Origin of the sequence: Lachnospira pectinoschiza (assembly GCF_900103815.1) — a bacterium.
Lineage (GTDB): Bacteria > Bacillota > Clostridia > Lachnospirales > Lachnospiraceae > Lachnospira > Lachnospira pectinoschiza_B.
This window is the reverse complement of record NZ_FNHZ01000001.1, coordinates 549,738-574,547: the sequence shown is the minus strand read 5'-3', so window position 1 is coordinate 574,547 and position 24,810 is coordinate 549,738. Positions and strand designations below refer to the sequence as shown.

Sequence of the window (24,810 nt, the reverse complement as noted above, 5' to 3'; positions counted from 1 at the left end):
TTGAATTACCTCCTAGCACCAATTTTATTCTTCTTTTTTGTCGCACTCCTTATTATGCTGTCCGGCCATGGCGCAAGACGCACAGTTACCGCTACAGACATCTCTAAGTCCATCTTTTTTATGAAAATATGACACTGCCAAAAACATTCCTACTAAAACAACTAGTAAAACGACAGCCACTAAAATATTAACTAAATCCATATTAAGCACCTTATTTCTATAAATTCAAGTCTCTCCTAGGAGATATTACCGCACTTAATTTTAGCATATTGAGAAAAGTTTTTACAGTAAAATTATTTTCTAACCTTATCGCAATCTTCCCAATTTCTTCTTCTAGGATTAATCCTAGATGTGAAAGCACTCTTCCAAATTGTTGGATTAAAGAGCATTAACATTGGGAATAACTCTAATCTTCCTGCTAACATATCAAAGATAAAAACGAATTTACTAAGTACGCTAAAGGATGCAAAATTGCAGGTTGGTCCTACATTTGCAAGACCAGGACCAATATTATTAATTGTTGCAGCTACGGATGTGAAGGTAGTTACTAGGTCTTGATTCTCTAGGGCAATCAAAAGGCAAGACACAGTGAAAACGCAAATAAAAGTCATGAAATAAACATTAACTGATCTAAGGGTCTCATGTTCTACTGTCTTTCCCTCAATTCTAATAGCCTTAACAGACTTTGGATGAATATAAGAATGGAATTCCTTAATAATAGTCTTAAAGCTAATTATAAATCTTGAAACCTTGATACCACCACCTGTGGAACCTGCACAGGCACCTACAAACATAAGTATTACCAATATAAATTTTGAGAAAGCCGGCCAGGTATCAAAATCCACTGTTGAATAACCAGTTGTTGTAATAACTGTGGCAACCGCAAAGCTTGATGCTCTTAGGGCCTGCTCTAAATTTGAAAACATATGGGCAATATTTATGCAAATAGCAAGTGTACTTGCAACAATAATTCCAATGTAAACCTTAACTTCTTCTACGTTTAAGGCCTGTCTAAAATGCTTAAATAAAAGATAGTAATAAGCATTAAAGTTTACACCAAATAAAATCATAAAGATTGTTACAATCCACTGAATAAGCGGGCTGTAACCACCAATACTTGTATTCTTAATACCGAAACCACCAGTACCTGCTGTACCCATTGATGTACAGATTGAGTCAAAGAAACTCATACCTGCAAAAAGTAAAATAATAATTTCAATTACTGTAAGTCCGATATAGATTCCATAAAGGATTCTTGCTGTTCTTCCAATTCTAGGAACCAGCTTTCCTACCTGAGGTCCCGGGCTTTCTGCCTTCATAAGATTGATATTAGATCCACCAGTCATAGGTAAAATGGCAAGAAGGAATACTAAAACTCCCATTCCGCCAATCCAATGAGTGAAACTTCTCCAAAATAGAATACTTTTTGAAAGACTCTCAACTTCTAGTAAAATTGAGGCACCAGTTGTGGTAAAACCAGAAACTGTCTCAAAAAGCGCATTTACATAATTAGGAATTTCACCACTTATTGTAAAGGGTAAGGCACCAAAAATACTCATAAAAATCCAGCTAAGAGCAGTGGAAACACAACCCTCTTTTAAATAAAAGACGGTATCCTTGGGCTTTTTTATTACCATTAATTGTCCTATTACAATAGCTAGGGCAGCTGATATTAGAAAGGCAGGAACTGTACTTTCTCCATAAATCAAAGCCACCACTACTGGGATAAGCATTAAAACTCCCTCGATTTTTAATACATTTCCCAACACAATTCGTATCATGGAACTATTCATAATTAAACTCCGATTTCATTCATTTTCTTAATTTATGCCAAAATGTCTTCGATTCTGTCAAAACCTGTATGAGTTGTAATGATAACTACTGAATCTCCCACCATAATTTCGTCATTACCAGTTGGAATAATTATCTTACCCTTTCGACTAATCAAGGCAATAAGTAAGCCTTTCTTAAGCTTAATGTCCTTTAAAGGCTTGTTAGTAAGCTTCGAATTCTCACGTACATAAAATTCAATACCTTCAGCTCTTGAATCAAAGAGGTGATAAAGGGTTTCAATCTCGCTTCCCATAGATTCCTTTAAGGCTCTAACATAGGCAATAATAGCCTCACTAGTTATGTATCTTGGGTAAATTACGCTACCAAGGTCTAGGCTATTGATTACATTTTTAAAGGCTGTTCTGTTAACCTTAGTGATAACTTTGGCGTTACTAACCTGTCTTGCATGAAGGGTTAGCATAACATTTTCCTCATCAATACCAGTTAAAGGTACGAAGGATTCTACATATTCGAGCCCCTCTTCCTTTAAAACCTCCATATCAGTTCCGTCGGCGTTAATGATTGTAGCCTCTGGTAAAAGGTCAGTAAGTTCCTTGGCTCTATTGACATTGTTCTCGATAATCTTAGTCTCAATGCCTGCAGAAATTAGCTGTTTTGTTAGATAAAATGAGGCACGACCGCCACCAACAATCATTGTGTTCTTTACAGATCGTGTCTCGAAACCAAACTTCTTTAGGAAATGCTTAGACTCTTCTCTTGAACTAATAAAGGAAACTACGTCTCCTGCTAAAACCACATCCGCACCTGATGGAATAATAACTTCGCCGTTTCGCTCAATTCCACAAATCAAGCCCACAGTCTTTGAATCGCCGCAAATATTGGCAATCTGGTTATTAACCATTGGACTTTCCTTAGGTACCTTGAATCTAATCATATCAGCTCTGCCTCTTGCAAATGTATTCACTTCCAAGGCAGTTGGCAAATAGAGCAATCTTGCTATTTCCCTTGCTGCTTCAAGCTCTGGATTAATCACCATAGCAAGGTCTAGCTTACTTCTTAAGTATTCTGTTTCTTCGCTGTAATCTGGAGTTCTAACTCTTGCAATAGCTGAGCAACCTGAAACATGCTTAGCCACTGTACAGCATAACAAATTAAGCTCATCAGAACCTGTTACAGCAATTAGTAAATCTGCATCGGCAACATTAGCACTCTTTTGTACTGTAAGGCTTGCACCATTACCAATGATTCCTAAAACATCATACATTCCTGACAAAGCTTCAACTCTTGTCTTGTTCTTATCTATAATTGTAATATCATGTCCTTCTTTTGAAAGCTGCTCCACTAGTGTAGAGCCTACCTTACCTGCGCCCACAACAATGATATTTAAACCTTTATGGTCTTCTTTGTGGTTCTTAAATATGTTCATGACAATGCCTCTCTTTTCAAACTAATTATCTACTTAATTCTTTAAGCTCATTTAAGAGTTCTAAATCTGATTGAGTAACTCTGATATTAGTTGTAACCGCTTTCTGACCAGGCTTTGTTACTGTTAATTCAATAATTGAATCAGCAGGAATGCCACTTGAGAAAGTGTCTGACATAAACGCTACAAATTTAGGATGGTTGCCGCTAAATTTAGACAAAGCATCCTTGATTTTCAACATATTCATTGGGTTAAAAGCCATATTTTACACTCCGTTCTATTATAATCACATATAAGATTGTAGATTATAAAATAATAAAGTCAAGACAATTTTAGCACACTTGAGAGCAGTTTCCATGCAAGTTAATAATATTTATACTAATGTATTGAAACTTGCTATATAAGTGTTTTATTTATGATTTTTCTGTAAGTCAAGACTCGCTCGTAAGTCTAGCGCCGGATTCGGGTCTGCTAAAGGTGTAGCAAACAAATTCCTGTCCGAATCCGTGCGCATCCTCGCAAAGCGTACAACTCAGTCGGAGCTTGTACTCCGACTGAGTTAAAATGGGAGTGAATGCCCTATTATTATAACCCCTAAGTTAATCCCCTATACTAATATGTCGTCATATTGTTTGTATATTATTAGTATTTTTGAATTTTTTTGAAAAAATTGGTTGACAAAAAATCTAATATTGTGTAATATATAACTCGTGCTTGAGAGCACAACAATCTAAGACATGCGCGAGTGGCTCAGTGGTGGAGCACCTCCTTGCCAAGGAGGGGGTCGCGGGTTCGATCCCCGTCTCGCGCTCTATAGTTAAGAAGAAGCAATTTTGCTTCTTCTTTTTTTGTCGCGTAGGGGCGGGAACGAACCTCGCGACCCCGGTCGCGTCTTCGATCTCTCGCCTGTCGGCTCGGTCGTTTCTTCTGCCTTTCAGGCAGAGGTGTCCACTGGATGATGTTGAACCTTCGCCATTAGATGTTGCTTCGCAACTCGGCTCAGGCTACATAACAACTGCAAGCAGTTGTTACATATACCCGCAACGTCTCGCACTCTTCCCTCCCCAATTATGAGAAATAAGTTGTGAAAGTCCCACCAGCACTGCATTCGAGGGGTGCATTCGAGTTCCGGCAATTCAGAGAATTATTAAGCAAGTCCTGTATATCACACTAATTCCGTTCTTCAATTTCACTTTTTGGACTTTTATGAGAGATTTCTTTATTTACAGGCACTGCTTTACGGGGATTCCTACTTGCTTTCCTATTCCTAAAAGGCTTGTTTGTGCCTATATCATCTTTTATTTCGCTCCACAAGCACAAATTTTTCTTCTATATTTATAGCTCCAAAAATTTCTTGTGACTTTTTCCAGCTACTATTAAAAAAGAAGCACAGGATAACTCTTCTTACTAATGAGAGCTTGAAATTCCTGTGCTTTTATTGTGAATATAAGCTCATTACAGGCACACCATGTCTTTTTTATTCAAAAATCAAGAAAAGGGTCTGTGCCTTTTAGGAGACAAAACAAGATTTCCAAGCACAATCCCTAGGTTTGCAGCCTACCTCACAGCTTCCGAGGCCCAGAAGCCCCACCATTTCTAAGCAAGTTGTGAAAGCCCCACCAGCACTGCATTCCAAGGACACTTTCGAGTTCCGGCAATTCAGAGAATTATTAAGCAAGTTCTGTATATCACACTAATTCCGTTCTTCAATTTCACTTTTTGGACTTTTATGAGAGATTTCTTTATTTACAGGCACTGCTTTACGGAGATTCCTACTTGCTTTCCTATCCCTAAAAGGCTTGTTTGTGCCTATATCTTCTTTTATTTCGCTCTACAAGCACAAATTTTTCTTCTATATTTATAACCCCAAAAATTTCTTGTGACTTTTTCCCGCTATTATTAAAAAAGAAGCACAAGATCACTCTTCTTACTAATGAAAGCTTTAAATTCCTGTGCTTTTATTGAGGATATAAGCTTATCACAGGCACACCATGTCTTTTTTATTCAAAAATCAAGAAAAGGGCCTGTGCCTTTTAGGAGACAAATCAAGGTTTTTAAGCACAATCCCTGGGTTCACAGCATGCCAAACCGGCTAAACAGCAGAAATCCCCGGGTTCACAGCGCACCAAACCGGCTAAACAGCACAAATCCCCAACCGCAAAAAAGCTGGCGCTTTCGCGCCAGCTTTCCCACTAATCTATAGTCTATTTATTTTTGTTTCTTAAAGCCTGTAAAACCTTTAATTACAACTCTTCCCACTGATCTAACAAATCTTTGAATACCTTAAGGGCGTCGCTAACCACTTCTGGCTTTGTCATGTCTACCTTGGCGAGCTTTAGAAGCTCGATTGGGTGCATGCTGCTGCCGCTCTTTAAGAATTTCTTGTAGCCCTCTAGGACTTCCTCGTCACCTTCTAAGATTTTTAAAGAAATGGCGATTGCAGCAGAATAGCCTGTTGCATACTGGTAAACATAGAAAGGTGTGTAGAAATGAGGGATTCTCGCCCACTCATAGGCAATGTTATCATCAATTATCATGTCCTTGCCAAAGTACTTCTCATTAAGGCCCTTGTAGAGTCCGCAAAGGTTGCTAGCTGAGAGAACCTCGCCATTTTCCACCATTTCGTGAGCCTTCATTTCAAACTCAGCAAACATAGTCTGTCTATAAAGTGTACCCTTAAACTGCTCAAAATAGTGATTTAGCAAATACTTCTTCTGCTCCTTATCAGTACAATTCTTTAGAAGATACTGCATAAGAAGTGACTCATTTACAGTTGATGCAACCTCAGCTACGAAGATTCTGTAACCCGCATAAACATAAGGCTGTGTGTTATTTGAGTAGTAAGTGTGCATTGCATGACCTGTCTCGTGAATTAAAGTAAAGACATCATTTAAAGTGTCTGTGTAATTTAAGAAAATATATGGATGTGTTCCATAGCAGCCCCAAGAGAAAGCCCCTGAACGCTTGCCTTTATTTTCATAAACATCAACCCAGCCATTCTCATAGCCAGACTTAACGATTTCAACATAGTCCTCCCCCATTGGTGCAAGAGCCTTTAGAGCCATCTCCTTGGCCTCTTCATAGGAAACTTCCCAGTTAAAGTCCTTCACCATTGGAGCATAGATGTCGTAAAAATGTAACTCTGATAGTTTAAGCTCCTTCTTACGAAGAGAAACATATCTATGCATCAAGTCAAGGTTCTCATTTACTGTGTTTATGAGACTTTTGTAAACATCAGTAGGGATGAAAGAACCGGATAGATATCTTTCTAGGCTTGAGTTATATTTTCTTACATCTGCATAAAATACGGCCTGCTTTACATTTCCATAAAACATGGCTGCAATGGTGTTAATGTTATCCTTATATGAAGCGTAGAGGTTCTCAAAAGCTGACTTTCTAAGCTCTCTGTCTTGACTCTCCATTAAAGCGCCGTAGCGGCCATTTGTAAGGTCGTGCTCCTCGCCCTTTGAATCGGTAACCTTCTTAAACTTCACATCTGCGTTATTAAACTTTGAGAAAATGTCACCACTGACGCCAGTTACGTTAGCAACCTTTGCAAGAATCGCCTCCTCTTTATCTGAAAGAGAGTGCTCCTTTGTGGCAAGCATATCCTCGATTAAATGAGCATACTCACACATTGGCTCTGTCTTTATGTAGCCACGAAGAGTTTCTTCATCAATGGCCAAGATTTCAGGCTCTAAAAATGAGTACTTCTCTGCCATCTTTACAGCTATAGCCTGGGCTTTTCCTGACATCTCCTGATACTGGGCATTTGATGTGTCCTCGTAATATTTCATAAATGCGTAGACATAAACTCTCTCGACTTTATAATCCACCTCATCTGATTCCTTAATTGCAGCGTATAGATTTTCAACGCCTTTGGCAATCTCGCCCTTATATTGGCAAGGGATAGCCGCTAACTTTTCAAGTTCCCCTAAATCCTCTTTCCAGGCAGCATCACTAGCATATATGTCATTAACTGCCCACTTAAATTTATCATTAATTTCCTTACGTTCCTTAAGTGCCATAGTTTTCTCCTTTCCCATTCCTTTGACTTTAACTATTTTAACAAATGTATTCTCATGAGTAAATTCTTTTATTCATCATAATTTCCCATTAGCTAAACAAAAGCTTAAAATAAAAAAAATCCAAGCAAGTATTACCTGCTTGGAAATGTTCTTAATTATAGGCTGCGACTACATTTTTAGCAAAATCCTTAATGTTCATTAGGTCACAACTATTCGGTCTGTCCTTATGCATCAGGCCAAATTCACCCTTGCAAAAGAACTCTTTATCTGAAAGCTTTAGGCCTGTCTCGCCCTTTCTCTTTCTCTCTTCTATACATTTTTTTATCTGACTGTGAGTGGACTTTCTTATAGCAGAAGAGGAAAAATTATAAATCGTCCCCTTCTCTAATTCAAGATTATCTATAAAAGACTTCACATTAGGATCTGCATCCTCGTAATAAACCGAGTTTCCAAGAAACAAGATGTCTGTGTCCTTGTCCACCGGATGGCTTATATCAAGGGCTTCCACTCCAAGGGCCTCTGACATTGCCTTCGCAAGCTTTCTGGTATTCCCATTCTTACTTCTGCTAAAATATCTTACTGCAATTTTCATCTACACAACTCCTTATAAACTATACACAAATCCTAAAATGTATAATCTATAAGTCCTGATTCACGTACAATTTAGTCAATTATATATGCTATGTATATTGATTGCAAGTTAATAATTTGACAATTCTGTAAATAATTTGTAAGCATTTCTAAAAAATTTTATGCCTCAAGCTCAGGTAAATAAGCTGACACAGCTACTGCAAGTGCGCCCTTACCGATATGACATGAGATACTAAGGGATAATGGATCCATGTGGATGTCGTATCCTGGGAATTCCTTAGATAATAATTCCTTCCACTCTGCTGCCTCTTCTGGATTTCCTGAATATGCAGCCTCAAGGTGAAGCTTACCTTCCTTTGCGAAGTTAGCAAAACGGTTCTCGAAGTCATTTTTCATAGCTTCAATCATCTTCTTTTTAGCAGCTTCCTTACCTCTTGTCTTAGTGTAGGCATCAAGCTTCTCGCCTTGAATCTGTAAAACTGGCTTTAAGTTTAAAACTGTACCAATTGCTGCAGCTGCAGGTGTGATTCTTCCACCCTTCTTAAGATACTTTAAAGTCTCAAGTGTGATATAGATACTTGAATCAAACTTATGCTTCTCTAGGATCTCCTTGATTTCCTTAGCTGAATAACCCTTCTTTGCAAGCTCAAGTGCATCTAGGGCTGACTGTCTCATAGTAACAGAAATTCTCTGGTTGTTAACAACACAAACCTTTCCGTCATAATCATCAGCAAGCATTGTAGCTGTCTGGCATGTGCCTGAAAGGCCGCTAGACATTGGGATAAATACAAGTTCATCGTAGTCCTTTAAGACCTCATCAAATGTATCCTGTAATTCACCAACTGATGGCTGAGATGTAGAAATATCAGCATCTCCTTCAAGCTTTACGTAAAATTCTTCCTGTGTTAATGTAATATCTTCAAGATATTCCTTACCATCAATGAAAAATGGCATAGGAATTACTCTTATTCCTAATTCTTTGCTTTGTTTTTGTGTAATACCACTATTGCTGTCTGTAACAATCGCAACTTTGCTCATAAGTCCTCCTTAAATCTAAATAAGCTACCAAATAAGTAGCTTAACTTTTTTCCAAGAAATCAAACTTGCTTATAACTTGTAACCTTTTGTTAGGCAATGATATAATCATAATGCATTTAAAACATTTTGTAAATAAAAGTTTTAAAAGGTCTAGGCCTCAATACCTAGTATTTAAAACCACTTGTCGTGATTTTACCCGTAAAAATTTCCGCTAAATTCTAAAAAAACGCGACAAATATTCGTATAAAAGACATTTTGGAGGAACAATAATGGAAATCAAAAAATTAGATTATATAGATGAAACAATCTCAGCCGCTTTTAATGACTTCTTAGGAAAATGTAGTGACTACGAGCCTTACTACTCAAACCAGTACAACCCTAAGTTTCTAGGCTACGCTCTCTTTGAAGGTGACACTATCATTAGCTACCTTGGAGCCCTTTTAATTAACTTTGAAAAGCCAGTAACCTCTGATATAGAATTAGATGAGGCTAGCAAAAACATTTTCGAAATCTCAGCTCTTACCCTTCCAGAATATAGAAACAAGGGCTGTTTTACTAAGTTGCTTGGAAAATGTATCTCTGACTGGCAGAATAGCTCAAATTTTATTATGCCACTAGAGGAGGAGTTTAAGGAGGCTAGCTTTGTTTCTGACTATCTTTATTCAGAGTATCTCTATGTTTTAAAGAAAGAGGATTTTGTAGCTAATCAGGAGACGCTTTCAAAGGACAGCTTAAAAATCGACCACTACTGCGCCTTTACAGAAGATCACCAACATTATTATTTATATTTATCAGCAGAAGATGCTTCTAATTCTGGTGAAGCTCTTGAAGCAGATGAAAGCTTAGAATCTAGTGAGGTTTACGGCCTCGAAGATGAAGATGTTCAGATTCTTAATGCCTGCTTTAACGAGGAAGAACCTGCTGCCGTGATTAATATTAGTTTTGAAAAATCTTACGCTACAATTTACGGAGTTTTTGTTGATGAAGATAAGAGAAATTTAGGACTAGGCTATGCTTTGCTTTATGACTGTTTAGAGGAACATTTTTCTAATTATGACTTGCCTCTAATTCTAAATGTAACTAGCACTAACATTCCAGCTTGTAAGCTATATAAAAAGGCTGGCTTTAAAGCAGCCAGCCAAGTTAATTTCTATGCAATTACATCGCCCATGTCATAAAGGCCAGCGCCCTTGCCCTTAAGGAACTTAGCAGCGCTAACTGCTCCCTTTGCAAAGACTGCCTTTGAATAAGCAGTATGTTTAATTTCGATTACTTCGTCTTCGCCAGCAAAGAATACTTCATGCTCGCCAACGATTGTACCGCCTCTAACAGCACTAATACCGATTTCCTTAGGATTTCTCTTCTCTCTAAGCTGACTTCTATCATATCTATAGAAGTAATCATCATCTAAAACTTCCTTCATAGAATCAGCTAGAGCAAGTGCTGTACCAGATGGTGCATCAATCTTCTTATTATGATGCTTCTCAACGATTTCAATATCAAAGCCCTCTGGTGCGAATACCTTTGCAGCTTCCTTTAAAAGCTTGAAAATTGTATTAATACCAAGGGACATGTTAGCTGACTTTAAAACAGCTACACGTGTTGAAACATCCTTAATTCTTGCTATCTGTTCATCAGATAAACCAGTTGTACAAACTACTACTGGAACCTTCTTTTCCTCTACATAATCAAGTAAGGCATCAATAGCCTTAGCTGCTGCAAAATCAATAATTACATCAGCTTCAATATTACAATCCTTTATTGAGCTAAATACAGGATATGTGTTATGTCCATCGTCAAATGGATCAACACCTGCAACTATCTCAATGTCCTTATCGTTATCACAAATTCCTGTAATAACTCTACCCATATGGCCATTACAGCCATGCATAATTGCTCTTGTCATTTACTACCTCTTTTATATCATTTTACTTTAGTTATTAAAGTACGCCGTATTCCTTAAGGGCACTTTCAAGTCTCTTAAGATTAGCATCTTCCATTTCGCATAAAGGAGCGCGAAGTGGACCAACATTCCAACCCATTAAATTAAGGGCATGCTTAACTGGAATAGGATTAACCTCACAGAATAATGCATCTACTAAATTAAGAGCCTTAAACTGTAATTCCTTAGCCTTCTCAACGTTACCTGCCATAAACTCAGCGCAAATATCATGTGTCTGCTTTGGTGCTACATTTGATAATACTGAAATAACACCCTTAGCTCCAATAGACATAAGTGGGACAATAAGTCCATCTTCACCTGAATACATATCAAGTCTACCTTCAGCTAATGCCATCATCTTACTTTCCTGTGTAAGATTACCTGTAGCTGCCTTAATAGCAACGATATTCTCAACATCCTTAGCTAACTTAACAGCTGTCTCTGGCTGAATATTGCAGCCTGTTCTACTTGGAACATTGTACATAATAATTGGTAAGTCTACTGACTTAGCAATGGCACTGTAGTGCTTATAAAGACCTTTTTGTGTAGTCTTATTGTAGTAAGGTGTTACAACTAATAAACCATCTACACCTACCTTTTGAGCTTCCTTAGATAAATAAATTGCTGACTCTGTGCAATTAGAACCTGTACCTGCAATAACAGGAACTCTCTTGTTAACATATTCAGCTGTAAATCTAATAGCTTCAATATGTTCTTCGTTAGTTAATGTTGAAGCCTCACCAGTTGTACCACAGATAATAATAGCATCTGTAGAATTGTTAATCTGGAAATCGAGAAATTCTCCAAGCTTCTCATAATTAACTTCACCATTGTCCTTCATAGGTGTAATAATTGCTACACCTGCTCCAGTAAATACTGACATAACTTTCCTCTTTCTGCCATTTGCGGCTACTTAATATTTAAAAAGTTCTAGTTAATTACCTAGGTAAAGGTTAAGGCAAAACAAATGCCAGTCAAATAGACTGGCACCTAAAGAATCTTCCTAAATATTAATTAATCCTTAAGTAGCCCTCCATCTTATGATGACAGTCGTATGGTTATTGACCATACTCCCAGCATAAATACTCCGGCATATCTACACTTCGGCGCAATTCCCTTTCACACTTATTCTTAGGACTCCGGGTCCTCCTAATAGCTACTAATCAATCACGCAACCTCTACCTTATATAGAAATAAAATTCCTATCACTTATTAAATTATATTGTAAATAACTTCTTATTTACAAGTGTCAATATAGCACTTGAAAATATCGATGTCAACCAATTACAACTAGTTAAATGTATATATTTTATTCTGAAATTTTCTTAATCTGACTTACTGAAACTTCGTATGCTACTCTAATCTCAGTTTTGTCCTCAGAAATCTTCTTTGAATACTCTCTAGACTGTACTCTACCAACAACCTGAATGTTAGCACCAATCTTAATATCTGAAGCATATTTTGCATTACGGCCCCAAGCAATACATGGAATGTAATCTGACTTACCGTACTGTCTGTTAACAGCTACTAATAAATCTGCGATTTCTCTACCAAGTGGAGTCTTTCTATAAACAGGTGGCTTACAAACGAAACCATCAAGGAAAATCTGATTAGAAGGAATCTTATGTGGATGCTCTTCTGTTTCCTCTTCCTCTGCCTTTACAACTTCCTGCTTCTCAGCTGCATATAAATCATAGTATTCATTAAATTCATCATGATTTTCTAATTCTTCTGCAAAAATAATTTCCTTAACGAAAACAGATAATAATAACTTTCTACCTGTCTCTTCATGTCTGTTATATGATCTAAACTGACCTAAAATAACAACATCCTTACCCTTACAATCTGAATGCACATCAAATAATCTGTCTGAAACAATAATAGGAATAATATCTTCCATATCACTAAGTCTTGAAACTGCTACATTACAAATGTAGAAACCTTCACCAAAGCTTTCGTGACTGAACTGGAAATCTGAAACAACCTTTCCTACTATTCTGACTTTGTTATTCTCTGCGATTTTCTCTAACATTTCTCGTTTTCTCCTTCCTTTATCCCAAAAAAGTATCAACAACAGCTAGTCTTTTGTTTTCTCTGTTGCTTGACTAAAAAATAGTGTAAAATAAAACTTTGTAGATTTTGTGTTCAAAATACATTTTTTTACTAATAACTATCTTATATTAAGAATTTTCTTATGTAAAATTTACTTAAATATAGCATACATTTAAAATATTGTATACACAATTTTTCTTAAAAATTTTAGTTTAACTATTGTACTAATTAAGATACAATATTTTCTATTTTTAGACTATTGTAATTTGAAAATATTATGATAGAATTAAAAAGTTGCTATTACAACAGGCTTAATTTTTAAGCCCTACTTGCTAATTAATAAATTAGATTTCGTATTTATAAAGAAGAAAGGACTAAACAATGAGGACAAAACGTGAAGATATTCGTAATATCGCTATTATCGCCCACGTAGATCATGGTAAGACAACTCTTGTTGATGAGCTTTTAAAGCAGAGTGGTACTTTTAGAGCTAATCAGGAAGTTGCAGAACGTGTCATGGATTCTAACGATATTGAACGTGAAAGAGGAATTACAATTCTTTCTAAAAACACTGCTATCACTTATAAGGATACAAAGATTAACATTATAGATACTCCAGGCCATGCTGACTTCGGTGGTGAGGTTGAGCGAGTTTTAAAGATGGTTAATGGTGTTATTCTCGTTGTCGATGCTTTTGAAGGTGTTATGCCACAGACAAAGTTCGTTTTACAGAAGGCACTCGAACTTGAATTATCAATTATTGTTTGTATCAATAAGATTGATAGACCAGAAGCTAGACCAAACGAAGTTATCGATGAGATCTTAGAATTATTCATCGACTTAGACGCTAATGAAGACCAGCTTGATTGCCCATTTATTTTCGCTTCAGCTAAGTCAGGTTATGCTATGGCTGATTTAAATGATGAGAAGAAGGATATGGAACCATTATTCCAGTGTATCGTTGATAACATCCCAGCTCCAGAAGGAGATCCAGATGCTGATACACAGATGCTTGTTTCAACAATCGATTACAACGAATTCGTTGGTAGAATCGGTGTTGGTAAGATTGATAACGGTTCAATCAAGGTAAATCAGGAGGTTATGATTGTTAACCATCATGATTCTTCTGTTCATAAGAGAGTTAGAGTTACAAAGCTCTATACTTTCCAGGGTCTTAACAAGGTAGAAGTTAACGAAGCTACAATCGGTGAAATCGTTGCTGTTTCAGGTATTGCAGATATTCACATCGGTGATACATTATGTTCAGTAGATAACCCTGTAGCTATTCCATTCCAGAAGATTTCAGAGCCAACACTTTCTATGGATTTCATGGTTAATGACTCTCCACTTGCTGGTAAGGAAGGTAAATTCGTTACATCTAGACATTTAAGAGATAGATTATTTAGAGAGCTTAACACTGACGTTTCTTTAAGAGTTGAAGAAAACCCAGGTTCAGAAAACTCATTCAAGGTTTCTGGTAGAGGTGAATTACATCTTTCAGTTCTTATTGAGAACATGCGTCGTGAAGGCTATGAATTTGCTGTAAGTAAGGCAGAAGTTTTATTTAAGACTGATGAGCGTGGTAAGAAGCTCGAGCCTATGGAATTATGTTATATCGATGTTCCAGATGAATTCTCTGGTTCAGTAATCCAGAAGTTAAGCCAGAGAAAGGGTGAGCTTCTTGGTATGACACCTATTAATGGTGGTTACACAAGATTACAGTTTAACATTCCTGCTAGAGGTCTTATCGGTTACAGAGGCGAGTTCATGACAGATACAAAGGGTAACGGTATTATTAACTCATCCTTTGAAGGTTATGAAGAATATAAGGGAGATATCTCTTATAGAAAGACTGGTTCATTAATCGCTTATGAAGATGGTGAAACAGTTACATACGGTTTATTTAATGCTCAGGATCGTGGTACATTATTCGTTGGACCTGGTGAGAAGGTTTATGCTGGTATGATTATCGGTGAGAACCCTCGTACAGAAGATATCGAAGTTAATGTCTGCAAGACAAAGCATCTTACTAATACTCGTTCATCAAGTGCTGATGAAGCATTAAGACTTGTACCACCTAAGGTATTAAGCTTAGAGCAGGCTCTTGATTATATCGATACAGACGAGTTACTTGAGGTAACTCCTACTCACCTAAGAATCCGTAAGAAGATTCTTGATTCAACAGCAAGATATAGAGCTAACAAGAAGTAATTTCTCATCTACTTGCTTTTCAAACACATTTATTTATGCTAGATTATAGAAAGTTAAATCTAGTTTTAGCAAATTTTAATATCTAAATCAGAGGGCATTATTGCCCTTCTGATTTGATAATATAATCGCGATTATTCCCCAATTTTCGCGCCTTTAGCTTAAGAGATCCCCAATTTGTTCTTAGCTAAAGATTGGATTTAGTTTAAAATTTTTCACTTTTAAACTCAGAAGATTTGTAGTATATTCTTTAGGTACTACACTAAATGGTAATGTTTTAAAATTATTAGAAACATTGCATCACGTTTTATTTTATTTTTTTGGAGGTTGCAAACATGGAAAACGATTTAGGTGCAAAGGTTAAGAAGTTAAGAATTTCCCACGGTCTTACACAGGAAGATGTTGCTAAGGCATTAGACGTAACACCTGGTTATATCAGTAACGTAGAGAATGGACGTAATCTTATGACATTAAGAATGCTTTCATACTATGCTGAACTTACAGGAGTTTCACTTGATTACTTAGCAGGTTCTGTAGATAAGGAATATCAGAAGACAGCTCTTGACAACGAAATTATTCAGTTAGTTCAGAAGCTTGATACTGACAAGAAGGAAAAGCTTATTTCTACATTAAGAATTTGGGCTTAATCACATATTCTTGTAAATAGTGAATATAAATAAAAGAGGTTAAATTATCATCCCCCTATGTAGATAATTTAACCTCTTATTTTTTTATTTATGAAAATGTCACAAAAAGGCTTAACTGTAAAGCTTCCCTACGCTTTTCCCTGCGATAAGGCTCTTAGACTAACTTTGTAATGACTTCATCTTATAGAAATGTCCCTTAAGTGCCATAAGCTCATCAAAGCTTCCGTACTCAATACATTTTCCATCAGCTATAACTGCGATCTTGTCAGCATCTCTAATAGTTGAAAGTCTATGGGCTACAATAAATGTAGTTCTATCCTTTGTTAGGTTATTAATAGCGGACTGAATAAGCTTTTCAGAAATACTATCAAGAGCTGATGTAGCCTCATCAAATACAATAACCTCTGGATTTCTAATAAGGGCTCTAGCAATGGATATTCTCTGTCTTTGACCACCAGATAATTTTCCACCGTGCTCTCCCACCATTGTTTCAAGGCCTTCCGGTAATCTATCAATAAGCTCGCGAAGGTTTGCTGCATCTACTACCTTTGATAGAGTCTCCTCATCTGCATCCTCCATACCATAAGTGATATTGTCTCTTATAGTTCCTGAGAAAATAATAGAGGTCTGCGGAACCACCGCTATATGCTTTCTATAGGTCCTTAAATCGATTTCTTCTAGATTATGTCCATCAACACTAACAATACCCTCAGAAGCGAAATTAAAGCCAATAACAAGGTTTAAAACCGTAGATTTACCAGCACCCGATTCACCCACTAAAGCTATAGTCTCTCCCTTATTAACATGGAGGTTAAGGCCCTTTAATACATGACTTTCGGAGTTGTTATATCCAAATTTAACATCTTTAAAGTCGAATTCTCCGTATACATTTTCAAGGGCATACTTGCCTTCATTATCCTCAATGTCTTCCTCAAGTAATACCTCGCCAATAGAGTTAACGGATTCAATACCCTTAGCAATTGTAGGAACTAAGGCCATAAGTGAAGATACCTGATTAACAATAGTTGCAAAGTAACTTTGATAAAGGGTGATATCACCAGGAAGGACTGTGCCCTTAATTGCAAGAAAGCCTGTGAAAGCTAGACAAACCACCTGGAATATCTGGAAAATAGCCCAACCAACGGAGCCAAACAAAGACTGGATAATATCTAGCTTATAGCCTTTTTCTGCTACAGTAAATAGCTGGCCGCTGATTTTTTCAACCTCTTCCTCTTCTAGGGCATGGGCTCTAGTAACAGGAATAAGCTCCACCATTTCCATAACTCTTGCAGAAGTCTCTTCCATCTCTCTTCTAAACTCGTTGTTACGCTTCTTCATAATATTTCTAAAGAAAACCATAGTTGCTGCAGCAATAGGTGTTGTTATAAGAAAGAAGCTAAAAACCAACATACTCTTAGAAATTGTTACACAAAGAGCGATGGTAATATTAAGTGCGATATTTAGAATACTTAGAAACATCTGAGTTGAAAGAGTTTCTACTGCTTCTACATCTCGCATGATCTTTGATTGTAATCTACCAGCCATGGTTTCCTTATGATAGGAAATGGATAGCTGCTGTAGTTTTCTAACTAAAGCCTTACGTAAACCTGTTTCACAATATCTTGTGGCAAGGGATTTATACCTTGTGTAGAGATAATTCATAGGTACATTAAGTATAATAAGACCTATCATAATAACAGCCTGAATAATAATTCTTGTATGAAGATTTGGGCTGTTTCCTGTAACATCGTTAATAATATTGGCTGTTACGATTGGTAAAACCCACACTGGTGCATGCTTTATAAAGAAGAAAATTACTGCAAGTAGGAACTTGTTGTAATTGCCCTTATAAAGTCTAAAAAGGATAAAGAGCGGATGACCTTTATGCCTTCTATAGCACTCAATGAACCAACTTTCCACATCAATTCCTTTTGGTGCTTTTAAATTCATTTTTTGCCCCCTTAAATAAGCAGATTCTTTAGATAAACTAAGATAAGCTTCTAAAATAAATTTCTTAAGCCATCCTTACAATCTGCCTCTTTTAAAAAACTAGGCCTCGATGCTTTTACACCAAGGCCTAAAAAATCACTTATTAGTTTCTCTCAATTTCATCAACATTTGTTGCAACAATTGCTTCGCCTTCATTACCTGTAATGTTTACATTTTTAAGAATAAGCTTCTTGATATTGCTTACTACTAAGCCCTGCTTGCTAGCCTCATCACAACCAAGCATCATAGCAGCTACGCCAGACTTTGCATTCTCAGCATAGTTAAAGTCAATATTTTCAAATCTTAATTCTTCAATCTTCATCTCTGGAAGACCGCAGATATATGCGCCTGCAACGTGACAATTTGTTGCCTTAATGTCCTTAAACTTTAATCTCTTAATTGATGGAGTTCTATCATCCACTGGAAGAGGATTCTTTGAACCAACGTATTCTGTCTTACCATCTGGATCGCAGAAATAGAAGCTGTTTACAACAAATGGAGTCATTACGTTGTCCATGTCAATATTTTCAAAGCTAATATCATCAAGAACTGATAACTTACCTCTACCACGTCTTGTCTTAACTCTTAAACCTCTATCAGTGTTCATAAAGAGACAATCCTTAATGTGAACATCCTTAACACCTGCAGCAATCTCAGAACCTACAGTTACAGCACCATGGCCATCTCTCATACAGCACTGTCTTACTGTCATGTTGCTTGTAGGAGTCTTTAAGCTCTCAGCCATGTAAATCTTACCTGACTTAATAGCGATACAGTCATCACCTACTGAAATGTATGTACCAAGTACTAATACATCCTCGCAGCTCTCTGGATCAAGACCATCTGTATTATGTGAATTTGCAGGGTTCTTAATCTTAACGTCAATAAACTTTAAGTGCTTACTAAAGTATGGATGAATTGTCCAAGAAGGTGAGTTCTGAACAGTAATACCATGCATTGTCACATTGCTACAGTGGTTAATAAAGAATAATCTTGGTCTCCAAGCGATGTTACGAATCTTGCAGTTATTCCACCAGTTTTCAAAGCTTGTGTTACCCTCGATTGTACCTTCACCAGTAATTACAACATTTGATACATTTATACCACAAACAATTGCTGAAAATGTATCAAGTGGGTTACCTTCCCAAGAGCCTAAATTGTACATAGTCTCTTCATCGTAGCTCTCAATCATACCAGGTAGGATTGGGAACTTCTCTCTATCTGTGTAAGCTGAAAGAACGGCACCCTTAGCAAGCTCAAGAGTTAAGTTATCCTTAAGGAAAATGCTTGAAATCTTATAAACACCTTCTGGAACCAATACTCTTGAATCCTTTGGACAAGCCATAATTGCGCACTGGATAGCATTTGTATCATCATGCTCTCCATCACCATAAGCGCCAAATTCTCTAACATTTAATGTAACGAATTCGTAATCTGTATGAACTGTGAGCTTTTCAACCTTCTCGCCCTCGTAGTTAACTGCGATTTCATAATCCTTATCAGGCTTTAAACCATAGATTGATGTAATAACCTGCTTAGATTCCTGATATTCTTCACCGTTTACTAAAACTGTAAACTTCTTCTTTGTGTAATATTTCCCACCATCGTCTAATTCAATAACGATGCTTCTTGCTGTCTTATTAACTAATTTTAACTCCATAATACGCCTCCCTTTAAACGGCCATAATCCTGATATTCTCTATTCTTGATGCTTTCTGTTGCTGCTAAAATGTATGCAGATTTTACATTTGCACTAGCATCCATTAAAGATTCAAGATCTTCGTTTACTAAATCAAAGAGTGAAGCTGCCTCGCACTCATACTTTTCTGTATGAATAAGGTTCATTCTACAACCCTTAAAGATTGCATAAGCAAAGATTAAGTCATATTCCTTGTTCTTTCCAAGTGTAAATCTAGCAGAATTAAGGATTGCCTTAATAGTCTCCTTGTAGAATTCTCTAAGCTTAGCCCAAATCTCATAAAGAGCCTGGTCCATAAGTTCTAGTGTATCTACTAAAGCTGCTGCGAAGTAAACTAAAGGCTTTAATTTCTTCTCTGTGCCGTTTTTAAGATCAAGTACAGTATCTCCTAACATATTTGAAAAAATGGCCTTATACTGAGCGATAATGTCGTTGTAGCGCTCCTTACCACCATTCTTAGTTTCATAATTCATATAGAAAGAAAATGCCTTAAATGTTACACATAAGCATTCCTTGCCGTGGCTATTAAGGAAATAACCCTTGTCTGACTTCTTAACCTCATCAAGTGTCTTTGCAATAGCGCAAGCAAGGTCTGTGTACTTTTCTTCACCTGTAAGGCTTGCTGCCATATAAACTGCGTTACCTGCAAGGAAGTTTTCAACATCGCCTGTCTTTGCACAGTTAAGGCCTGTTTCTGACACTGCAGCAGATAAGCCATTTTCTAAAAGCTCCTTAAAATCTTTGCCAAAATCCTTTGCGCCATAAGCAACTGCATTAAGATACTTTGCTGCCTCATCAGCCTCAAGACCCTTTAAGTCCACTGACTTTGCTAACTTAATCGCTGCTTCATACATGCTATTTACATCATAATTAGCCATATCTTCTCTTCTCCTTTTATTTACATTTCTGGATTGTAATTAAAGTAATCAAATTCGCCATATAATGGCTTCTCAAATCTAGTATCTAGATTCTTTTGATGCTCCCCGCCATAGACGTAAAGTCCAAGCATAGCACCTGTAAATCGCTTTCCCTTCTTAATACCCTCATCGCATAGATAATAAACATTATCCAAATGCAGATATTTTGTATAATGACGTCCATCATAGCTGTAAGAAAAGCTTCTTTTAAGAAAATGTGTATCCACTCGCAAATACAAGAAGGATTTAGTCTCGTCAAGCTCGATATCTGGGTAAGAAATATAATCATCCCCGATACGCTCCTCTACCTTTAAGACAAATCTCTCGCTCTTATCTTCAAGTCTATAAACTCCAAACTTAAGATAGGTATTCTCATCATAATAGCAAGTCATACCCATATTCTGTCCTGCCTTTAATTTCGGCATTCTAAGGCAAGTATCAGCACTAAATTTAAAGGAAGTCTGTCTTCTTAGTAAAATGTTTTTCGCCTTGATAGAATCAAGATCATAGACACTTCCCTTAATTTTTACATAAGAGTTTTCAAGTACTATTCCATCCATTTCAGGTACTCTTGGGAAAAGCCACTCTGTACTTAAATAAGACTCCTTAAAGTCGTCTTTATATTCATTTTCCCAGACAGTTTCTGGTAAATCCGGCTTTTTCTGTAGGTTTGAAGGGCCTTTAAGATTATTAACAAGTGGCCAACCATCCTTAGTCCAAGTTATAGGATCAAGGGCTGTCTCTCTACCAAGAAGTGAATAACCCTCACCAATCTTTCGACCACAAAGATAAACCATATACCAGTCGCCATTTTGTGTCTGAACTGGCTTACCATGGCCACAACGCTGAATAATTGCAGACTCATTAGTCTGTCTCATAATAGGATTGTAAGGACATGGTGTGTAAGTTCCCATAAGTTCCTTACTTCTTGAAACAGTAATTCTATGTCCTGGTCCTGTTCCACCCTCTGCTTCAAAGAGATAGTAATAACCATCTTTCTTAAGCAAATGTGGTCCCTCCGGTGCTCTCTTATTATCCCCATAGAATAACAACTTAGCCTTTGAAATCTGTGTTGTTGCATCTTCACTTAATTCAAAGATTCTAGCACCTCTATTAAGAAGCATATATCTTCTTCCATCATCATCATTAAAGATTGATGGATCAATTCCGTCTTCATCAATAATTGCCGGCTTACTATATGGGCCTTCTGGATTAGTAGAACTAACCACAATCTGCTTTCTATATACATTTCCATCATCATTAAGTCTATATGTGGCGGTTATGTAAAATTTACCATTATAGTAAGAAATATCAGGAGCCCAATAACCTCTTCCACCTTCAAGCTCATCTAAATTAGCCCAAGCTGGATTAGTTATGGCATAACCTATTATTCTCCAATGCACCAAATCTGTAGAATGGGATACTGGAATACATGGATAATAGATAAAAGATGAATTAACCATGTAGTAGTCATTGCCAACCCTACATATTGATGGATCTGGGAAAAAACCAGTTCTTATGGGGTTTTTATACATTTGCTCCAAACCAACTCCAAGAACAGATTCATAATACTCTTCCAAATCAAAATACTTATTGTCATGGGCAATATCAAGAGGTGTAACTAAGTCGTTATCCCCCTCAACAATTGACATTCCAACTCTTTCTACCAAATACTGACAAGTTGGCACATTTCCCGACATACTTGCATAATGTAACATGCTCCTGTGATTATCATCGTAAATGTTCATACTTGCCCTAGAATACTCAACTATATATTTAACAATATCTAGATTACCTGTCTTAGCTGCAAGAAATGGCATCATTACGCCATCCTTATCAAGGCCATCAATTAAGCTAGGTTCTTCTTCAAGAATCTCTTTAATTGCTGGTAAATTCTCTAGATAAATTGCATCTTCTAATGTATACCTGACCATACTGCCTACCCCTTTTGCATCAAAATCTTTTAACATTGTATCATACAAAAGATTTCTATTCTACTTATTAAAGTCAATTAAAGACATGTTTTACATATAATTTTGCTTTGGTAAAAAAAGGGTCGCTACCCCAAGGATAGCGACCCCTATAAAATTCCTTAAAGGAAATTATTCCTTAACGGCACCTACATTAACACCCTGAACAAAGTACTTCTGACAGAATGGATAAATGATAGCGAATGGTAATACCGCAACGATAGTAGCTGCACTTGAGATTGTCTCAGGTGAAACTGATGAATCATTAGGAATATCACTATCAGAAACCATTGAACGAAGTCTGATCTGGAAGTTATATAAGCTGTTCTTAGAAATATATAACTTGAAGTTTGTATAATCATTCCAGAATGAAACTGAGAACATCAAACCGATTGAAGCAAGAGCAGCCTTTGATAATGGAAGGACGATCTTGAAGAAGATACCCATTGGAGAGCATCCATCGATCTGAGCAGCTTCAAATAAGGATTCTGGAATACCTTCGAAGAAGTTTCTCATAAGAACTAAGTTATAAACGTTGATTGACATAGGTAAGATAACAGCCCAAAGTGTGTTCATTAAGCCTAATTCCTTAATAACGAGGTACTTTGGAATCATACCACCATCGAAAATCATTGTGAATAACAACATATATGCAAAGAAGTTTCTTCCTGGCATTTCCCACTGAATAAGTACATAACCACCAAGAGTAACAAGTAATAAACCACAGAATGTACCAACAATAGTTGTTACTACTGAAATTAAGAATGGCATATATAAACTTGTTCTGTTGATAATAGCCTGGTAACCACCAAGTGTAAATTCTACTGGATGTAAATTGAGACCATAAGCTGAACGAGCATCTAATGAATCACAAAGTACCTTCCAAATAGGAATAATAATTATTAATGAAATTAAAATAAAGATAAGTCCATTAACAAGTGGGAAGACCTTGAATTTCTTCTTTTTCTTTCTAACTACAATCTTATCATCACTCATTATATTGCCTCCTTATACAATTCCACGTCCGCGGACCTTCTTAGATGCATAGTTACAGCCAAGTACGAGAATCATACCAACAAATGACTTAAACAAACCAACTGCTGTTGTATAACCATAATCTGAGTTACCACCAGCGAATGTCTTATCATAAACATATGTCTGTAAAACAGATGCAACTGAGTCTACAGCCGAACTCTTAGTTACGAATACTGATTCGAAAAGGTTCATAACCTTAGCAAGGTTAAGAATGAATACAGTAATAATTGTATTAGCAAGTGCTGGAAGAGTGATGTAAATCAATCTCTTAAATCTGTTAGCACCATCAATCTGAGCAGCCTCATATAAATCAGGACTGATACCAGATAATGTAGCAAGGAAGAGGACTGTTCCCCAACCTGTATCCTTCCAAAGGTTCATTACGTAGAAAGTTCCTCTCCAGTAATGTGTATCTGCAAGGAATGAAATAGGTGAATCAATAAGGCCTACATTAATTAAGAAACCATTAATAACACCTGAACTATTAACTGATAAAATCATTCTAAATACAGAGAAGATAACAACCCATGACATGAAGTGAGGGAGGTATACAATAGTCTGTACTGTCTTCTTAAATGGCATATTAACAATTTCATTAAGAAGTAAAGAAATAATAACTGCAAATCCTGTATTAAGAATTAACTTAACAATAGAAAGGATAAGAGTATTTCTAAATGCTCTCCAGAAGAATGTATCGTTTGTTAACATTGTCTGGAAATGATATAAACCAATGTAATATGGATTACCAATTACATATCTTGTGAATGCATAACGACATCCAAGCATTGGCCAGTAGTTAAAGATGAGAATCATAATTAATACTGGTAAATACATGAGGTAGAAACCTCTATAATAGTAAAGCTTTAAACCTAAACTCTGGTTAAGTGAGTTAGATAAATACTTTGAATCTACTCCAAGATCCTTCTTGAAGTGCTTTAAAACATCGATGAATACACCAGCGATAGCAACGATTAAACCAATAACCATTACATATACACCAACGCCAATATGATATGTATTTCCATCATATCCGTTGTTAAGAATATCCATTAATGTTGTATATTCTTTTCTAAGTCCACCGCCTGTTGTCTTACCAACAACGATTTCATAAGTAAAGCCAAAGTAAGAAATTACCCAAACAATCATAGCTGCAACTGATGCGCAGATTGAGAAGATTTCTTTCTTAGCTACAACGAGAAGCACACCTACTACTAAAAGTAAGATAAATAAGTACCACATAACTGGCACTGAAATGTTCATAAAACTGAATGCAAAAGCCTTTGGTACATAACCATCAAGAACTTCTTCACCAGACTGTACGAATGGTAGCATAGAAGCAATAAGCATAATTATAAAACCAAAAATAGAAATAACCTTAAGGTTACCTGCTGGCTTGCTTACCTGTGCGCCACACTTTGGACAAATCTTAGCGTTCTTAGGTAATTCTGAGTTGCAAGATTTACACTGCATCTTTATA

General features: G+C 36.6%; 19 protein-coding genes, 1 tRNA gene and 1 riboswitch. Of the genes, 4 read left to right on the top strand and 16 right to left on the bottom strand.

What is annotated here, in order from left to right; translation table 11 throughout:
- Positions 1-24: 24 nt before the first annotated feature.
- The 4 genes from BLQ66_RS11855 to BLQ66_RS02435 all read right to left on the bottom strand — a co-directional run bounded on the left by BLQ66_RS11855 (position 25) and on the right by BLQ66_RS02435 (position 3,479).
- Positions 25-201, bottom strand: a complete 177-nt coding sequence (locus tag BLQ66_RS11855) for a FeoB-associated Cys-rich membrane protein (RefSeq protein WP_143452966.1) — start codon at positions 199-201, stop codon at positions 25-27.
- A gap of 92 nt (positions 202-293) precedes the next feature.
- Positions 294-1,793 carry a TrkH family potassium uptake protein gene (locus BLQ66_RS02445; RefSeq protein ID WP_074520760.1) on the bottom strand — a complete coding sequence of 500 codons (1,500 nt, stop codon included), beginning with the start codon at positions 1,791-1,793 and terminating at the stop codon, positions 294-296.
- A gap of 32 nt (positions 1,794-1,825) precedes the next feature.
- Positions 1,826-3,220 carry a Trk system potassium transporter TrkA gene (gene trkA, locus BLQ66_RS02440; protein WP_074520759.1) on the bottom strand — a complete coding sequence of 465 codons (1,395 nt, stop codon included), beginning with the start codon at positions 3,218-3,220 and terminating at the stop codon, positions 1,826-1,828.
- 25 nt (positions 3,221-3,245) lie between these two features.
- Complete coding sequence (locus BLQ66_RS02435; protein WP_034245087.1) at positions 3,246-3,479, bottom strand: hypothetical protein; 234 nt, start codon at positions 3,477-3,479, stop codon at positions 3,246-3,248.
- 477 nt (positions 3,480-3,956) lie between these two features.
- Here BLQ66_RS02435 and BLQ66_RS02430 point away from each other — a divergent pair.
- A tRNA-Gly gene (locus BLQ66_RS02430) sits at positions 3,957-4,028 on the top strand.
- A gap of 1,432 nt (positions 4,029-5,460) precedes the next feature.
- On the opposite strand, the gene pepF is transcribed toward BLQ66_RS02430, so the two are convergent.
- The 3 genes from pepF to BLQ66_RS02415 all read right to left on the bottom strand — a co-directional run bounded on the left by pepF (position 5,461) and on the right by BLQ66_RS02415 (position 8,874).
- Entirely contained in the window at positions 5,461-7,245 is a 1,785-nt protein-coding gene (gene pepF / locus BLQ66_RS02425; RefSeq protein ID WP_242869312.1) for an oligoendopeptidase F, read from the bottom strand.
- A 151-nt stretch (positions 7,246-7,396) separates the two neighbouring features.
- Positions 7,397-7,837 carry a flavodoxin domain-containing protein gene (locus BLQ66_RS02420; RefSeq protein ID WP_074520757.1) on the bottom strand — a complete coding sequence of 147 codons (441 nt, stop codon included), beginning with the start codon at positions 7,835-7,837 and terminating at the stop codon, positions 7,397-7,399.
- A gap of 158 nt (positions 7,838-7,995) precedes the next feature.
- Positions 7,996-8,874, bottom strand: coding sequence for a DegV family protein (locus BLQ66_RS02415; protein WP_074520756.1), 879 nt, complete (start codon positions 8,872-8,874; stop codon positions 7,996-7,998).
- A 269-nt stretch (positions 8,875-9,143) separates the two neighbouring features.
- On the opposite strand from BLQ66_RS02415, the gene BLQ66_RS02410 reads away from it, so the two are divergent.
- Positions 9,144-10,052, top strand: coding sequence for a GNAT family N-acetyltransferase (locus tag BLQ66_RS02410; RefSeq protein WP_074520755.1), 909 nt, complete (start codon positions 9,144-9,146; stop codon positions 10,050-10,052).
- On the opposite strand, the gene dapB is transcribed toward BLQ66_RS02410, so the two are convergent.
- From dapB to BLQ66_RS02395, 3 genes are all read right to left on the bottom strand, one after another.
- A complete protein-coding gene (gene dapB, locus BLQ66_RS02405; RefSeq protein ID WP_074520754.1) occupies positions 10,025-10,780 on the bottom strand; it encodes a 4-hydroxy-tetrahydrodipicolinate reductase in 756 nt (251 codons plus the stop codon). The two genes, BLQ66_RS02410 and dapB, sit on opposite strands and share 28 nt — an antisense overlap.
- A 34-nt stretch (positions 10,781-10,814) precedes the next feature.
- Positions 10,815-11,699, bottom strand: coding sequence for a 4-hydroxy-tetrahydrodipicolinate synthase (gene dapA, locus BLQ66_RS02400; protein WP_027430247.1), 885 nt, complete (start codon positions 11,697-11,699; stop codon positions 10,815-10,817).
- 135 nt (positions 11,700-11,834) lie between these two features.
- Positions 11,835-12,005: riboswitch (Lysine riboswitch) on the bottom strand.
- Between the two features lie 120 nt (positions 12,006-12,125).
- Positions 12,126-12,848, bottom strand: a complete 723-nt coding sequence (locus tag BLQ66_RS02395; RefSeq protein ID WP_074520753.1) for a single-stranded DNA-binding protein — start codon at positions 12,846-12,848, stop codon at positions 12,126-12,128.
- A gap of 401 nt (positions 12,849-13,249) precedes the next feature.
- On the opposite strand from BLQ66_RS02395, the gene typA reads away from it, so the two are divergent.
- Positions 13,250-15,079, top strand: coding sequence for a translational GTPase TypA (gene typA, locus BLQ66_RS02390; RefSeq protein ID WP_074520752.1), 1,830 nt, complete (start codon positions 13,250-13,252; stop codon positions 15,077-15,079).
- A 332-nt stretch (positions 15,080-15,411) separates the two neighbouring features.
- Positions 15,412-15,723, top strand: a complete 312-nt coding sequence (locus tag BLQ66_RS02385; RefSeq protein WP_027430244.1) for a helix-turn-helix domain-containing protein — start codon at positions 15,412-15,414, stop codon at positions 15,721-15,723.
- 159 nt (positions 15,724-15,882) lie between these two features.
- Here the strand turns inward: BLQ66_RS02385 and BLQ66_RS02380 are convergent, their stop codons facing one another.
- From BLQ66_RS02380 to BLQ66_RS02355, 6 genes are all read right to left on the bottom strand, one after another.
- Entirely contained in the window at positions 15,883-17,673 is a 1,791-nt protein-coding gene (locus tag BLQ66_RS02380; protein ID WP_074520751.1) for an ABC transporter ATP-binding protein, read from the bottom strand.
- A 142-nt stretch (positions 17,674-17,815) separates the two neighbouring features.
- Positions 17,816-19,372 (bottom strand): glycoside hydrolase family 28 protein, encoded by a 1,557-nt coding sequence (locus BLQ66_RS02375; RefSeq protein ID WP_074520750.1) that lies wholly within the window; start codon positions 19,370-19,372, stop codon positions 17,816-17,818.
- Positions 19,363-20,289, bottom strand: a complete 927-nt coding sequence (locus tag BLQ66_RS02370; protein WP_074520749.1) for a hypothetical protein — start codon at positions 20,287-20,289, stop codon at positions 19,363-19,365. Before BLQ66_RS02370 ends, BLQ66_RS02375 begins: the two co-directional genes overlap by 10 nt.
- 20 nt (positions 20,290-20,309) lie before the next feature.
- Positions 20,310-22,298, bottom strand: coding sequence for a family 43 glycosylhydrolase (locus tag BLQ66_RS02365; RefSeq protein WP_242869311.1), 1,989 nt, complete (start codon positions 22,296-22,298; stop codon positions 20,310-20,312).
- 132 nt (positions 22,299-22,430) lie between these two features.
- On the bottom strand, positions 22,431-23,294 hold the full coding sequence (locus tag BLQ66_RS02360; protein ID WP_074520747.1) for a carbohydrate ABC transporter permease: 864 nt from the start codon (positions 23,292-23,294) through the stop codon (positions 22,431-22,433).
- Positions 23,295-23,306: 12 nt separating this feature from the next.
- Positions 23,307-24,803 (bottom strand): ABC transporter permease subunit, encoded by a 1,497-nt coding sequence (locus BLQ66_RS02355; protein WP_083330233.1) that lies wholly within the window; start codon positions 24,801-24,803, stop codon positions 23,307-23,309.
- Between the last annotated feature and the right edge of the window lie 7 nt (positions 24,804-24,810).